At 55.6% G+C, this 16,359-nt stretch carries 9 protein-coding genes; 5 read left to right on the plus strand and 4 right to left on the minus strand.

Annotation, left to right across the window (positions count from 1 at the left end):
• Positions 1-627: 627 nt before the first annotated feature.
• The 3 genes from NG895_RS19705 to NG895_RS19715 form a co-directional block, all read right to left on the minus strand.
• Positions 628-2,118, minus strand: a complete 1,491-nt coding sequence (locus NG895_RS19705) for a class I SAM-dependent methyltransferase (RefSeq protein ID WP_261361587.1) — start codon at positions 2,116-2,118, stop codon at positions 628-630.
• A gap of 65 nt (positions 2,119-2,183) precedes the next feature.
• Positions 2,184-2,861, minus strand: coding sequence for a PEP-CTERM sorting domain-containing protein (locus NG895_RS19710; protein ID WP_252854248.1), 678 nt, complete (start codon positions 2,859-2,861; stop codon positions 2,184-2,186).
• Positions 2,862-2,959: 98 nt separating this feature from the next.
• Positions 2,960-4,186 (minus strand): hypothetical protein, encoded by a 1,227-nt coding sequence (locus NG895_RS19715; protein ID WP_252854249.1) that lies wholly within the window; start codon positions 4,184-4,186, stop codon positions 2,960-2,962.
• 531 nt (positions 4,187-4,717) lie between these two features.
• Between NG895_RS19715 and NG895_RS19720 the strand changes: the two genes are divergently transcribed.
• Both NG895_RS19720 and NG895_RS19730 read left to right on the plus strand, forming a co-directional pair.
• Positions 4,718-5,365, plus strand: coding sequence for a sigma-70 family RNA polymerase sigma factor (locus NG895_RS19720; RefSeq protein WP_252854250.1), 648 nt, complete (start codon positions 4,718-4,720; stop codon positions 5,363-5,365).
• 34 nt (positions 5,366-5,399) lie between these two features.
• On the plus strand, positions 5,400-10,841 hold the full coding sequence (locus NG895_RS19730) for a protein kinase domain-containing protein (RefSeq protein WP_279676574.1): 5,442 nt from the start codon (positions 5,400-5,402) through the stop codon (positions 10,839-10,841).
• 74 nt (positions 10,842-10,915) lie between these two features.
• On the opposite strand, the gene NG895_RS19735 is transcribed toward NG895_RS19730, so the two are convergent.
• Positions 10,916-11,095 carry an ECF-type sigma factor gene (locus NG895_RS19735; RefSeq protein WP_252854251.1) on the minus strand — a complete coding sequence of 60 codons (180 nt, stop codon included), beginning with the start codon at positions 11,093-11,095 and terminating at the stop codon, positions 10,916-10,918.
• A gap of 310 nt (positions 11,096-11,405) precedes the next feature.
• Between NG895_RS19735 and NG895_RS19740 the strand changes: the two genes are divergently transcribed.
• From NG895_RS19740 to NG895_RS19750, 3 genes are all read left to right on the plus strand, one after another.
• Positions 11,406-11,972, plus strand: coding sequence for an ECF-type sigma factor (locus tag NG895_RS19740; RefSeq protein ID WP_252854252.1), 567 nt, complete (start codon positions 11,406-11,408; stop codon positions 11,970-11,972).
• A 360-nt stretch (positions 11,973-12,332) separates the two neighbouring features.
• Positions 12,333-15,209 carry a serine/threonine-protein kinase gene (locus tag NG895_RS19745; RefSeq protein WP_252854253.1) on the plus strand — a complete coding sequence of 959 codons (2,877 nt, stop codon included), beginning with the start codon at positions 12,333-12,335 and terminating at the stop codon, positions 15,207-15,209.
• 160 nt (positions 15,210-15,369) lie between these two features.
• Positions 15,370-15,990 carry a hypothetical protein gene (locus tag NG895_RS19750; RefSeq protein WP_252854254.1) on the plus strand — a complete coding sequence of 207 codons (621 nt, stop codon included), beginning with the start codon at positions 15,370-15,372 and terminating at the stop codon, positions 15,988-15,990.
• Positions 15,991-16,359 lie beyond the last annotated feature (369 nt).

Consider the following 16,359-nt stretch of genomic DNA (forward strand, 5'->3'; position numbering starts at 1 on the left):
GGTGCAATCGGCACGTCAAAAGAACGTTGCGAACGAACCCGATGAAGAACCGCAAGCAATCGACTAGCTTCGACACACAATTCCCCCAGCACGGAGACATCCTGACTCGCTTTCGCCGACTTCGTGTCGGCGAGCAGGGGGCTCATTGCCGCCCCCTGCACCCCGCTAGCCTTTCTCTGTGTTCCGTTTAAAGAAGAAAGGCTAGCACCGACGCCACACTAAAACGAACCCCAACCATCGCTGCCCGGACTGCGAAAGTAGAAGGAACGCGCCACCCAGTGACAAAATCAGGAAAAACTACTTGACGGGCAGGCTTCTTTCAGAGATGGACCACCCGCCCGGAGTTGCGCCGGACGCTAACCTGCAGCGGTCTTGTCCGAGATTTGACACCTCCGCGACTTGGCAATATTTCTTCCTGCGGGCGGGCGATGCATCCGACGTCAGTTCGCCCGTTTCCAATCGGAATCAAGTTAGCCGCACCGACGCGAGGTGAAGGTGCCTTGATTTGCGCTCGTGACTGCTGTTGCTCGTAAATTGCCACACATGCTTTTGCCTAATACAGCTGTTGGCATTCTTGCAAACTTAGCAATGCTACAAGTCGCCCAAGCCAGCAAGCTTCTTCGCGTTTCAAGCATCTTCGAGAGCACCAGAAATACGCAGCACTTCCAGAGTCTGCTCAATGGGTTTGGTTCCATGCCAGTGACCAGACACCTCGCGAATTTCGGCTAGAGTCCGCGTTCCGTTCATAAGTGCACAGAGTGACTTTTCATACGACCCTAACTTGCAGGCGGTGTGATTGGAGGTCGCAACCATCGCATGACGCTGGGCGAGGGTTCGGTTGAGCGGAGTCAAGCAAGGCTTTACCGGAAGCGACTTGGGTGGAGCATATGACACCGCGGAAACTTCCACTTGCTTGCGAACTAAAAGCGACAGCAAGTCTTCGCACAAACGAGCAACCTCGTCGTTCTGGAATTTCTTTCCCGCTAGTGTCTCTGCCGATTTCAGCAGTATTGAAAATTCAGTAAACGAGTCAGGGAAACTAGCGAGTGTCAGGCAGAAAGTGACCAACGGTACACCTCGTAACGTGACTTCACCACTGAAGCGAGATGCAAATTGTGCCTCGGAGTATTCCTCGCGTGCGCGGCCCGCTGGTTTGAAACGCGGTTTTAGGCAAAGCTTCCGCATTGCCAGGGCGTCAAGATGTGGTTCTCGTCCTGTATCGCTACTTGCGAGTAGCGAACAACGGAACGAACGATTCACCACGTAATCGATGAGTTGTTCCGTCTGCAAGCGATCGAGATTCATGGCAGACAGCTCACGGGCGGATTCGGGCGGCAGGTTTTCGAGAAACATCATGTGTAACTCGCTTTCCCCCAGATAATACAAGTCGTGCTCCGCTGCCCAACTCACGAACTGCAGCAAGTAACACGGATCGCGTTCGACTCCCAATTCGTCGAGCAAGAGAAAATGCGGCTCCTTTTGGCGGATCTTTTGCACCTCGTCTCGGAGGTAACTGGAATGTGGAACGCTTGGCAGATTGCCATAGGCTCGATCGAGAAAATCGAGCACCCTGTGTGCAGCAGCCACCTTCTCTTCGGAAGAGCTACACTGCTCCGTACGCAATTGCAGCAGATCGCGAAGTGATTCTGGCTGTTTGCAGCCGGGGTAAGTCATGTAGCTGATACAGGCGATGCCCCTCGGCGACAGACATTCCCGACAAACTTGAAACAACCGCTCCTTTACTTCGTCTGGCACCCACGAGAACAATCCGTAAGCAATTATGTAGTCATATTGCTCACCGTCGGGATCCCAATTGAGCAGATCGGCCTGTTCAAACGCGACATTCTTCAAGCCCACTTCCTTTGCGAGGGCCTGTGCGGATGCAATCTCGTTGGCTGCAAAGTCGATCCCGAGAAATTGGCTGCTGGCAAATCGCTCTGCCATCACCAAGAGATTGGTGCCCGAACCACAGCCGATGTCAATCACCCGCGCCCGTGCCGGGTCTTTCGTCTCCACCCCCAATAATCGCCCAATCGCCGCTAATCGCGCAGGATCCGTCAATGGATGCACGAAGTGCGGGTAGGAGATCTGTTCGTAGGATTCCTGGATAGAACTCATTGGGTAAGAATCTTACGTAAAGTGGGCCTGCCGAACTCATAGACGGCAGGCCCCAGAATTTTCATCTAGCCTGCGAATTTCGAACAGCGATACCACAGGACAGCCAACGCCAAGCTACCCCCAATCAATAAGCCGGTCGACGGTTCGGGAACCTGCCCGGCCGAAATGGGCGCACCAGTATTCTCGTAAGCCCAGTCTACAAGCGTCAGGATGGTATTATCTGGTGAAAGCGTTAACTTGCCCCACCCGTATAAGTCTTGGGATCCTGTGGGATTGAACTTGAATCCGATGAAGCCGCTGGACCCAGCCGGCCATTCGCCGCTGTAGACTTCGTCTGTGAAAACGTCCCATCCCGAGACAAAGGCTCCGCCAGGGCCAATCGTCGCATCAGCTGAAAGGTTTCCAATGTAGGCCCCCCCGTGGTATGGATTGTTCAGGCCACTGGAAATCTTGTCGCCGGCTTGACTGAACAGTACATGTGTGGCGGGGCCTTTTCCCGAAAAGCTGACCATCAAAAACTCGAAATCACCGGACGCGTCGATATTAACCATCTCAGTGTCAGCGCTTGGGGGATCGAGTCCCAGCAGAGCATTTGTTGAGAGATTTTGCGGTCCGCTGTAAACGATCGCCGCATTGGCCGACATGAGCGTGGCACCAGTGCTGCCTATGGCGGCGGCACCGACAAGGGCGCGATTGAGCCCACTTCTGCGAAGGCGGCTAGTTTCTGAGTTGGTGTTTATCATTTGTTTTGTTCTCGTGTGTGGTTTGTCGTATCGAAAACGGATTCAGGGAATTTGGGTTTTCGCTCTGCTGCAGACTGCTAAAGCTAAACTGGTTTCGTTCATTGGCGATGCGCCTGTGGAGAGCGGGATGAATCGGAACAACGATACCGCAGAGCGAGTAACCCCGTGGCCCCGCAGATGAACAGGACGACGCCAGCTGGCTCGGGCACGGGCGTCAGCACGAATGCAAATCCATCGCGTTCCCCAGTCGCTCCCAGGGAGTATCCGGTGATCTGGCCCTGGTCGTTGATGTCACTAAGCCGGAATCGGTTTTCTCCCGGGAAGGCGGCGACGAGGAATGGCGTCAAATCCACGAAAGAGCCATCTGCATTCCACAGCAAGAGGTTCGAAGCAAACCCGTACCTCGCATCGTCAGGATCGGCTGCGCCAGCTCCAATGATTTGGCCAAGTGAGTTAACCGCGATCGCAGCACCATATTCGATGCCGTCTGGAAGCGCAAGAAGCTCAGGCTCGCTTTCCGCGTCATGCCAGAGGGCAGCTCGATACGTGGAAAAGGAAAAGCTAGCGAGATCATAGGTAGCTATAAAGCCTACGATGTTTCCGTCATCGTTGATTCCCACGGCGCTTCCAAAGTTAAAGCCGCTAGGAAGCGGCAAAGGACTGGCCGTGTTGCTATCCCAATAGACTGGCAGGGTCTCGCGCGGCAGGTCTCCACCGAAAAGTTCGCTGGCACCGACGATTCGCCCGGAGGCGTTGATACCTGCCGGTGATCCGCGGTCATGTTGCAGCAATCCCTGGTTGACGAGTGAAGGATCTTGCGTCGAAAGAAGTCCAAGCGGCGAAATCTGACCATCTGCAGACCAGCGTACGGCGGTCTGTGTCCCAAAAAAACCGCCGAATTCCGAAGTGCCTGTGACCTGGCCGGAATTGTTTACTGCTACGGCGTACGAGGATTCATGCCCCGGCAATGTGCCTAAGTCGGTGGGGACACCCCCGACCCACTTCACTGCGTGAGAGGCATATTGGTCGGCCGGTATGGGAAATGCCGTGAACCCGACGATGATGCCTATCTCATTCACATCAGTCGCGGCGAAGTTCACGCCGTAGGGCATGGCATTGGGCAAACGAGGGAGGATTTCGATTGCGCCGTCAATCCACTGAACTGCTTCACCCTCTCCCGATAAACGAGGATTGCTCCCAGTGCTTCCCACCACGACACCGTTGTTGTTAATTCCATAAGCAGCGCTTTGCTCGATTGAATTCGAGTAGTGCCACGCGTCGGGCCCCAGACCGGGTAATACTGTCACGGCGAATTCGGAATTCACCTGGGCAATCGTCTCAGGGAGTACGCAACAGCCCAACACGACCGCAGTTGGTACACCAACGAGTAAGAAAAATCTGAAAGAGTGCATCTGCGGCTCGCAATACGGTGAGTGTTACGTGTCAATGAGGACGCTGCGATCGCCCGGTTGTCGCAGCTAGAATTCGAATAATCTAACATTCACCAGCGGTATCTCGCCAAATCTGCGATTTAGCAACAAACGCCTACGACAAATGCCGGGCGGTTGAATTCCACTGTCCCGGCAGGTATCGCGCCAGGGACCGCTAAAGAGAGAAACGCAGGCGGCACCTAGTTGGGGACAGTTTTGGGGGTTCATTTATGCAAATTTGCATAATTTCAATGCAGTCAGCCAAACTTGTGTCGTTAGGTCGTTGGCTGAAGAGAGCATCGATGCGCGCTTTGGGCCACCGGCGGACATAGCCAGATTTCGACAAAAGGAAAACTCTGATGTCCCCAAAGATATTGATTCGGCGCTTAAACTGATATGATAAGCAAGACATCTTGGGAGCCTTGTATGCCGGTAACTACTGACGACAGTGAAACACGCCGGCTCGTTGACCTCGCGGCAGGCGGCAACGGCGAGGCCTGGACACAACTTTACAACTCTCATCAGGCCCGCCTACGCAGTATGGTGGCGGTGCGGATGGATCGTCGGCTGCGCGGCCGCATTGATCCCTCTGATGTCTTGCAGGAAGCTTGCATCGTCGCTTCCAAACATATTGCCGAGTACGCAGCCGATCCGTCGATGCCGTTTTACCTGTGGCTTCGTTGGATCACTGGCCAACGGCTGCTCGATCAGCATCGGCGGCATTTAGGCGCACAAGCCCGCGGCGTGAACCGTGAACTCTCGCTCTACCACGGAGCTTTTCCCGAGGCGACAACGGCCGACCTCGCTGCCCACTTGCTCGGTCGATTGAGCACACCCAGTAGCGGGGCGATGCGTATCGAGCAGAAAATTCGCTTGCAAGAGGCGCTCAACTCTCTTGAGCCGATCGACCGAGAGATTCTGGCGTTGAGACACTTCGAGGAATTGTCCAACGGCGAAGCCGCTCAGGTGCTGGGTCTCGATAAATCGGCGGCCAGCAAACGCTATGCGAGGGCGCTCGTTCGGCTCAAGGATGTATTGATGTCACTGCCTGGATCTCAGGACTGGATGCCTTGAGGGAATGGCTGAAAAGATACTAGGTCATGGTGCGATGGCTGATACCTCTGACGCTACCCGAGACGATGTCGAGCAGTTGGCGGAAGCCTTCATGGTCGATTATCGAGCCGGGCGTTCGCCTAACCTCGAGCAGTATGCCGCGAACTACCCACAACTCGCAAGCGAACTTCGCGAACTGCTGATGGCACTGTTGCTTTTGGAGCAGAACGTTCCGCATCGGGGCATGGAAGACGACTCGGCAGCCGATGAACAGCAGAGACGAGACACTCCCTCGGAAATAGGCGAATTCACCATTGTCCGCGAGATTGGCCGTGGCGGCATGGGCGTAGTTTACGAAGCCGTCCAGCAATCTTTGGGGCGACACGTCGCGCTCAAAGTGCTCTCAACGCCCTCGCTTCTAAGTCCTATCCATCTCGAGCGATTTCGCCTAGAGTCGCGGGCCGCCGCGCGTCTGCACCACACACACATCGTTCCCGTGTTTGGCGTCGGCGAACACCGAGGCATGCATTATTATGCGATGCAGTTTATCCAAGGCCAAACCTTGGAGATGGTGGTCGACGCGGTGAGAGCCGTACGCCATCCAGGCGCAAGCGCCTCCGAAGATCGGGTGACAACGGAGTTTAGCCGTGCTCTGGCTAGCGGAATGCTTACAGGTAGTTTTCTGGAAGATGTCACGCATACCTCAGAGGACGGCACTGACCACTCATCTTCGAATGGTCCTCCGCATTCATCGGGGACCGGGTCGGCATTGAATGCTACCGAACTCAGTTCGACGCAAGGCGGACGCGGATACTACCAGGCGGTCGCACGCATTGGCCTACAAGTGTCCGAGGCCCTGGCCTATGCTCATAGCGAAGGAGTTTTGCACCGCGACATCAAGCCATCGAACCTTCTACTCGACGCCAGAGGCAAGATCTGGGTTACCGACTTTGGACTCGCACGCGACGAGTCGACCGACGGCCTCACACAGACCGGTGATTTTGTCGGCACGTTACGCTACATGGCGCCCGAACGATTGGACGGTTGGTCGGACCGCCGTAGCGACATCTACAGTCTCGGTGTCACCCTGTATGAAATGCTCTCGCCGCGACCCTTCTTGCACACCTACGGACGCAGCCAACTCATCGAGAAGATACTTCACGAGCTGCCTACTCCACTTTCGAAGTCAGATCGTTGGTTACCACGCGACTTGGAAACCATCGTACTAAAGTCGGTGGCCAAGGACCCAAAAGATCGTTATCGATCGGCCGAGGAAATGGGCGAAGATTTGCGGCGTTTTCTCGCGGATCGCTCGATTCTCGCCCGCCGGTCAACGCCTGCGGAGAATCTCGTTCGATGGTGTCGCCGCAATCCGGTGGTCGCCGCCTTGTCTGGGTTGGCTGCATCGTTGTTGGTGGCCACGGTGATCGTACTGACCGTAAGCAACTCCCGCATCCGCGAAGAGTCGGCGCAGAAAGAGTTCGCCCTGGAAGAAAAGACCAATGCCGTATTGGAAAAAGACGAAGCATTGCGAAAACAGGAAATCGCAACACAACAAAAGTCAGAAGCCCTATTGCTTGCTGAGAAAAACGAACAACTGGCAAATCGTCGATTTTATGCGGCCCAGATGAACTTGGCCTCAACCGCCTGGCACAATGGAGATCAACCGCGGACCGTCGAGTTACTGGAAACTTTACGCCCCACATTCGACGAATCCGATCTTCGCGGTTTCGAGTGGTATTTGCTTTACAATTTGAGTCATGAGGGAGTGGTCGGAAGCTGGCGTTCACAGGACTCTTCTGTACTCGATTTGGTCTGGTCGCCCGACAGTGAGTGGTTTGCCACGGAAGGAGTGGAGGCGATATGTCTGTGGGAAGGAAGCACCGGAAAACTGGTGGGATCGATCCCAACCGACGGGCGGTGGTTTTGGGATTTCGATGTGTCTGCCGATGGTAAAACGTTAGTGGGAGGGGACGGTGATGGTTGGCTTTTTGTGTGGGACATTCCCACTCGTCGGGAGACTCGCCGCTGGCTGGCTCACGACTTTGACAACGGTGTGCGAGCTGTGGCCATTTCGCCCGATGGTCGCTTTGTCGCAACCGGTGCTGATGACGGGAAAGTAGGTAGGGGCTCGATGGAACTATGGAGCATTGACGGCAGAAAGCTGCAGTCGCTTGCGGCACATTCCATCTGCGTCGGTGGGCTCGCGTTCTCTCCCAACGGCCATTGGCTTGCATCCGCCTCGATAGACTGGGGAACTGGCAATAACCGAGAGGTCATCTTGTGGAGTATGGAGGACGAAAAAATAGGACAGTCCGCGAGCATTTCCAGCGTAGGCGCATTCAAGCTTAGTTTCTCCCACGACAGCCAGACCCTCTGGGCACGCGGCAACAAAATCGAAGAGATTGATGTGAATACCGCGACGATCAGAAGCATTTCAGATAGACTCTCTGCACCGTTGGACCCGGATCTCCAATCTTCGATCCGCGGTCTTACTCCCCCTATCGGGCAGAACCGCTTGGTCACGGTCCGCAATCGCGACACTGGCAAAACAGAGGTGCTTGGCGCGGATGTCACACGACCGATGTGCGCCGAAGTGAGCCCGTCGGGACGCTATATTGCAACGGGTGGCAATGACGGGTGGATTACTCTACGCGACCTGGATGCACCGCCTGCGATACTTGAGGAAGCACATCCAAACTCGGCTGGCGGAACTCCTCACGTCAACGGAATCGCCCACTCGGCAGATGGCAGCAAGCTTTGGGTGCTTCGAGAGCAGTTTAGTATGCTTGACGCCGACTCGCTTGAACTCATTCAAGCGGGACCTCGAGGAAGGTTTGTAGCAGCCCTTCCAGAGAAACAACTGCTCGCCGAAGCTTTTGACGGAGGGGTTCGCATCTGGAACACCAAGACAAATGCGATTGTATCAACACTTGAGTCGGCCACGTCGGTGCACTGTGCGAGTTTCACCTTTGATGGAAAGTACCTGGCGACGGGGTGTGGCTACAATGCCCGCCGGGACTATTTTGACGTCTGGAATCTGAAAACAGCGACTCTTCACGCCCAGGTCCCGACCGGACAATACCAGGTATTCTCATTGACATGCGCACCTAATTCACTGCAAGTTGCTGCCGGCATAAAATTCCAAAGTGTCATCGTCTACGATGTGGCCGAGCAGCAATCGATCGACCAGGAAGTTGTGTGCCCGGCGATTACTATGGTGATTGCCCTTGCTTATTCGGAGGATGGCAAACTCTTTGCGGCGGGGGCGGAAGATGGCACTCTGGTGTTGTACGACGTCATCTCACCATCGGGGAAACTCGAGTACCGTGCCCACTGCAAAGGACACTCAGAATCGATTCGCCGCTTGGCATTCTCCCCCGATGGAGCAACGCTGGCCTCAGCGAGCAATGACCGTACCGTACGTATTTGGGATGTCGACCTCGCACAGGAACGCTGCTCAGCTGATCTAAATGTGAAAGACATGTCGTTTTCTCTCGATGGTAATCGACTCGCCATCGTGGGTGACGATAATACTGTATCGGTTCTTAGGGCGAGTAAATCGGACGTCGCTCGCGCGAAACGACTTTGGCGAGGTGGAACCGATCTCAACAGTCCCGACCGTCTCTACAGAAACGCTTACGCCGCCTGGAACCGCGGCGACTTCGTAACGGCGGAGTCTCAATTCCGCTTGGCAATTCGACAATTCGATAAGATTGCTGCGACGCCCTCGCTTGGCCTCGACGTCGCGCCCTTGATCAGGTGCTACGACGGACTTTCACAAATGTTGGAACACGCTGGGCGGCCCGACGAAGCGAACGCCGAACTAGCCAAGGCGATCAAGCTTGCAGTGGAGTACAAGCGGAAGCATCCCAACAGCACGGCGGCGCATGCACTATGGCTCGATCTCGTCTCGCGGAGCAACCGCGCAAAGGTCTATCGTTTAGCCATGGAAAAGAAGTGGGACGAGGCCTTATCGTGTGCGCAAGAAAATGTCCGCAATCATCCGTCGGATATGCAGGAGTGGTATTCGCTCGCGCTACTACAGCTGAAGCGAGGAGACGTTGCTAGCTACAAGAATACGTGCGAACAAATCGAACACCAATTGATTAATGACCCTTCTACGCCCCAAGGTCTTGGTGCCTGGACCCTTGTCATTGCGCCGAACGCACTTGAGGAGTATGAAGCACTATTGCAGCGAATGCAGCCTCAAGTGGACATGCAAATAGCAACTTCGGATGCAGAAGACTTCGCAGCACTCTTATACCGTGCCGGCCGGTATGACGAGGCAGTGATCCACTTTCAGTCAGTGCTGGAACGCATCGCACAAAAACCAGCCGAACAGACGGACCTCTATAGCTGGCTTTACCTGGCCATGACAAAATGGAAAGCGGGCGAAGTTGACGAAGCGCAAGCTATCTGGCGTGATCTGCAAATAGAGATAGAACAAGAGACCTCGGACTTTTCGGATTGGCGTCACACTGCGATCTTACAACTCTTGAATCAAGAGGCAGCCACACTGCTAGAGATACCGCCAGAAGGAACCATCAGCTGGTTTGTACGAACTGTTCAAACCTCCGGCGCGATGGACAAGCGACGAAGCGAACTCGCAACAGCGGAGTCACTGCGGTGGCTCGGAAAAACGATTGAGAGACTTCCCCACGATCCCCAGAGTTGGATTAATCGTGCAAGATTCTACCAATCGAACGGTAAATGGGATCTCGCTGCGGCAGACTATCAGAAGGCTGTCGACTTATTGGACGATAATTTCAGCTGGGACTCCCCGCGAAAGCAACTGCTTCGCGAACTCAGTACCGATCGGAAAGTCTGCCGGCAACTGAGGAAGCGTATGCCAAATGAATCTGCTCTCTGGGCCGCCGAAGGTCAGTTCCATGCCCTACGCGACAATTGGGACGCTGCGGCCGACGCCTATCGCCAAGGGTACGCGATCTTCACGCTCACGGACGATTGCACATTCGAATACGCCGGCGCTCTCCTGTTGGCTGGCGAACGGGAGACCTACCTGGCCGTCGGTGACCGATTACGACTGCATTGCGCTGGCCCCCATGACTCTCTGGAGGCATTCATTGCGGCCAGGACCTGCACTCTAAATCCACCGGACAATGACTACGCCCCAAGATTGATAGAGTTGGCGCTGGAGCGACTGGCAGTGGCAGGAGAACCGTGGAACCAGCAGGTGGCTGGGCTGGCCTATTATCGTGCCGGAGATTTCGATCGGGCTATCGGGCTCCTGCTACAGTCCAACGAAGCCAACTGGAGCGAGTCGGGGAAGGCGGCGAACGACTTTGGCCTCGCCATGGCCTATCATCAAAAGGGCGATGAACAAATGGCGAAAGGAGCTTTGCTGCGAGGTGTCGAGCGTATGCACGCGATAAGACCACAGAATGCGGTCGGAGCAGTGCATGAACCAGTACCCGACTGGATCGCGGCAATGGTGCTCATGGCAGAAGCTCGCACGTTGAACGTAGAAGAATGACGCTGGCCCCATCGACGCAATTCTCGCAATCAGAGATATGGCAAGGTGTCCTTAGAGCCCAAGCACGACTGGTCTTAAACGAATTGTTTATGCTCGGCCCGCTCCTGCTTTATCTTCGAAACCGCCAGTCGAAACAGCTCGTCGTATACGGCGGGAATAAGGTCGTCGTTGGCCTCGACTTGGCCTCCTTGAATCCTCTGCAAGATGAGAGTCACATCCGTCATGGCCGCCAGTATAGTCTGGGGACTAGACATGGACCACTTGGAGTTTGGGCAAGCGAGACCAAAAGTGCAGCGGTCGCGCCACCGCGTTCAGTTTCGGCTTCTCCGAATTGACAGTGGTTGGACCACCTGCCAGCTGGAAGGGCTCATGGCTATCGACAGAGGTCTCTCCCGAGTAAAGACACCGATGCGCGTTAGCCAAACCGCTCCGGCGCCGCGGGCGATGCACCCGCCTTGAGTTCGACCGGCGGCGAATTGCGGGCGGTGGGGGCAACCTCGGCAGAAAACGGTCCAGATTGGTGCATTCTGATGCCCTCGCCTTGACCTGCTATAATCGACCTTAATGGCCGACGCCACGCAAATCTTGTCGCAGATTGAATCGGGCGATCCTTCCGCCGCCGAGCAACTGCTTCCCCTTGTTTATGATGAACTGCGGAAACTAGCGGCCGCCAGGCTTGCTAGCGAGCAACCGGGGCACACTCTGCAAGCCACGGCATTAGTACATGACGCTTACATTCGGCTCGTCGATGGCAAGAAGGCTCAGCACTGGAACTGCCGCGGGCACTTCTTTGCGGCAGCGGCCGAGGCGATGCGTCGGATATTGATCGAAAGAGCGCGTCGCCAACGACGCCTGAAACGTGGAGGCGATTTGAAGCGTATCGAGCTTAACTCCGCCCAATTTGTGCTAGACGACCCGGAAATAGACATCTTGGCACTGGACGAAGCTCTCGCCGAACTCGGCGCCAAGAAACCGGAAATTGCGGAGTTGGTGAAGCTCCGATACTTTGCTGGTCTGACGGTAAGCGAGGCCGCCGATGCCCTGGGCGTCTCGACGTCAACTGCAGACCGTCATTGGACTTACGCGCGAGCATGGCTGTACCGGCGGTTGGCCCTGCCAGAAGATCCCTAGGCGTTTGGGCCTCCGTGGCCGCAAATCTCAAAAATGTGTGGGGTAGTTTCATGCCCGACGGCGCACTGTCTAATAGGGAACGGACACACCACACTCCTCCTTGTCTGAGTGGCCGTCGCGATGAACGAACAATCGATTTTTCTCGAGGCTCTTGAGCTACAAACGCCAGAGGAACGCCAGGCCTATTTAATCGAAGCTTGTAGAGACAACGGAGCGGTTCGCCATGAAGTCGAAATGCTCCTTAAAGCCCATGACTTGGCGGGCGATTTCCTGAAAGACTCGCCCGTGCGAGTCGATCGCAATGATACGATCGACCAACCCATCACCGAGCTGCCCGGTGATACCATCGGCCCCTACAAGTTGCTCCAGCAGATCGGCGAAGGGGGCATGGGCGTCGTCTACATGGCCGAGCAGACCGAGCCTATCGAACGCCGTGTCGCACTCAAGATCATCAAGCCCGGGATGGACACTATGCAGGTGATTGCCCGCTTTGAAGCCGAGCGGCAGGCGCTCGCCATGATGGACCATCCCAATATCGCCCGAGCGCTCGATGCCGGTGTGACTGGCGCCGGACGGCCCTACTTCGTGATGGAGTTGGTCAAGGGCGTGCCCATCACCGAGTACTGCGACGAGCACCAGCGAACGCCTCGTCAGAGACTAGAACTCTTTATCCCCGTCTGCCAGGCGATTCAACATGCGCACCAAAAAGGCATTATCCATCGCGACATCAAGCCATCGAACGTGCTGGTGGCCGACTACGACAACCACTCGGTCCCCAAAGTCATCGACTTCGGCGTCGCCAAGGCGATCGACCACCGACTGACCGAAAAGACGATGTTCACCGAATTCGGCCAGGTGCTAGGGACGTTTGAGTATATGAGTCCCGAGCAGGCCAAGCTGAACCAATGGGACGTCGACACGCGGACGGATGTCTACTCTTTGGGGGTGCTGCTGTACGAGTTGCTGTCGGGCGAGACTCCGTTCGACCGCCAGCGGCTCCGAAGCGCCGCCTTTGACGAGCTGTTGCGGATCATCCGCGAAGACGAACCTCCTAAACCCAGCACCCGGGCGAGCACGAGCCAATCGCTACCAACGATCGCCGACAACCGAAAGACCGAACCGGCTAAACTGGGCGCGGCGATCCGTGGCGAACTCGACTGGATCGTGATGAAAGCGCTCGATAAGGACCGCGGTCGGCGGTACGAGACAGCCAATGGGCTGGCGGCGGACATTGAGCGGCACTTGAACGACGAGCCGGTCGTGGCGGGTCCGCCGCTCGCGCATTATCGATTGGCAAAGTTCGTCAAGCGGAACAAGCTCCAAGTTGTTGCGGCGGCGGCGGTCGCCGCAGCTTTGGTCATGACGCTCGTGGGCACGAGCGTGGGGATGGCCTGGGCGCTGCGAGAGCGCTCGCGAGCGGACACCGAGGCGGCTCGGGCTACGCTCTCGGCGCAGGCTGAAGCCAAGGCCAGACAAAAGGCGCAGGAGAACGAGCAGCGCGCTGTCAAGCAGAAGGAGATCGCCGAGCGAGAACTGGCCCGCGCGACCGAGATCAAGCAGCTGATCACGCAGATGCTCGATAGCGTTGACCCCGTTCAGGCACAGGGAGAGGACACGACGCTGTTGAGGGGCATTCTGGACGACGCCTCCCAACGGCTGGCCGAAGGCGAAATTGCCGACGAACTGGTTGCAGCATCTCTCCACGACGTTGTGGGTCGCGTATACTTGAACCTCGGTCTCTACGGGGAAGCAGAGAAACACCACGGGGCGGCGGTCGCAATCGGCAACAGAGACTTGGGTTCTGAACACTCAGTTACTCTTAGTTATGCACACAACTTGGCACTTGCGTATGAACATCAGAATCGCGTGAAAGTAGCCGAACGGTTGTATGAGCAAACACTGAAAGCCAGGACACGGGTGCTCGGCCCCGAACATCCTAATACACTCCAGACCATGCGCTTACTTGCAGGCACGTACCGCACGTTAGACCGCACCGACGAAGCCGAGTCAATCTACAAAGCTCTCATCAAGATGGAGAACCGCGTTCTTGGCCCAGAACATACGCAGACACTCCTCTCCAAGTACTGCCTTGCCGGTGTTTACATCGACCAAGGCCGGATTTCTGAAGCGGAGATTCTGGCCCAGAACACACTTGCACTTCAATTGCGCGTACTGAGCGACAAACATCCCCATACACTCCATACCATGGCCCTCCTGGCGCTCATCCATGAGAAGCAGGGCAACTTCGAACAGGCGAGCGCACTATTCAAGCGGGTGAGCGAGAAACAGGAGCAGGTCTTGGGCCTTGACCACCCCGTCACAAGACATACGTACCACGGTCTTAACCACACTTCGTTCTTTCTTGCTCGCGAAAAGACTAACGCAGAAGTGCGGAACAGATCCGCCACCGAATGGGTGCGGGAACTCCAGCATTCCGAGGACAATCTATCTTGGGGATCGCCGCTGAAAATGGCCTGCAAAACTCTTGCTTCTCGGCCCGAAGTTTTTCGTCGCGTCGCAGAAATTTTGCCGGAAGAATCAACCCTTTGGATCGGTCGCGGGCAACACCATGCACTGCTGAGTGAATGGGAAAAGGCAGCCAGTGACTATGCGCGCGGATTCAAATCTCGCTCACTCGGCGATAGATCTATCTTCGAATATGCCGGTTCCTTGGTTCTAGTTGGCGACCAGCAGGGCTATCGGCGACTCTGTAAACAGATGGTAGGCCAACTTGGAGAGCCAGACGACGCGCGTACGGCTTTTGCGATGACTCGCACCTGTGCACTCAGTCCAGATAACAACGTTCCAAGACAACAAGTGGCCAAGTGGGCAGATATGAGCTTGAACGAAAGCAAGTTTGCCTGGGTCTTGCATGTGAAGGGCCTAGCCCAATACCGTGCCGGGCAGTACGAAGAGGCATTTGGTAGCCTAAAGCAGTCGATCAACACCGGATCATCAGGCGATGTAAACGCGCTTGGAGCCTGGGGCGATCTAAACGCACTGAACTGGATTGTGCAAGCAATGTGTCACCACAAGCTCGGGAATACTGATCGTGCTCAAGAATGTTTCGCCACGGCTACGACCTCGATAGAGATGCTAAATCCACCCGCTGGCGAAGCGGCAGCAATTAATGCTTGCGATTGGATTGAATGGCACGTCCTGCACCGGGAAGCAAAGCAGTTGTTAGGGATTGATTCCGACAACTCAAAAAAGTCGGAACTTCTGGACTCTTCTTAATCGACTTGACCGTCGAATGAGTTCGCTGCCTCGAACTCATCGACGTGCTTACGAGATGCCCATCTCTCACTGATGCAGCTGCAGAGTGATCTGCGTTCCTAGAGACGATATGTACTTATGGCTTTTCTAACAGAATGAACTTCAGCACGGGAGACGAAAGATGAGGTTGCAACAAATTACCACGACAAGCCTGAGTGCCCTTTGCCTGCTGATAATTACCAGCGTGGCGCAAGCCCAGTTGACGGGCACTATGGACATCGATATCGGTGGGTTGCCCACGGGTGGCGCTGATCCCCCTAATGACGAAGTCTTGATGATCGATTTGGGAACTGGCGGACAAGACGCGGTGATCATCGGAGTTGGTTGGGACGTCACGATTACGGCCAACGATCCGAGTTGGTTGTCACACGCTTCAATTCTATTTGCTGATTCTTTTGGCTTCAGTCAGAACCCCGCTGGGCTCCCCGAGTTTGGCGGCGATGATTTCTCCGGCACTGCTTCTTATTCCAGTGGCGGTATCGAAGACATCACGATGATCCCAATCCCTGGGATAGAAGATACGTTCGATTTATCGTTCACTGCCCCTGGGGGAATCCTGACGTTAGTGCTGAATGAATTTGTCGACGACTTGTCGTTGGCTCCGGACGGATTGTGGGAGAGTCCTAGTCTTGTCACGGTCAGGTACACGTATATTCCTGAACCTGCTTCGGTTACGTTGCTCTGCATGGCGACCCTCGGTTTGCTCAGCCGGCGATACCGGAACCATACAAACGAACGTTAGAAAATCCTCTGGGGGGCAGCTTCTCCCGTTCAATTGCGGGTAAAACGCATAACGCCTCAGGCCATTGAGTACGATGATCTAGGTTAGTTGCAGAGGTGGCAAAACCGATGCGATTTGGTGGATTCTGAAACTGAGCGAAGGTGGACCAACTTCAGCGTCTTTGCCAGCCGGCTGAAGTGCAGAGGTCGTGTCCGGGGTTTGACACCGCTGCGCGCTAGAAAAATCTCTTCGAGCGGGCGGTCGATGCATCCTCGCTCAGTTTGATCAACAGAGAACTGTAGGCAGCGGCGCGACCGCCGTACCTGGCAATCGCAATTTTCGGCGGGGCGAGTTTAGACCCGCGCTACTTCACCACCAGCGCTACACTGC

Origin of the sequence: Aeoliella straminimaris (genome assembly GCF_024054565.1) — a bacterium.
Taxonomy (GTDB): Bacteria; Planctomycetota; Planctomycetia; order Pirellulales; family Lacipirellulaceae; genus Aeoliella; species Aeoliella straminimaris.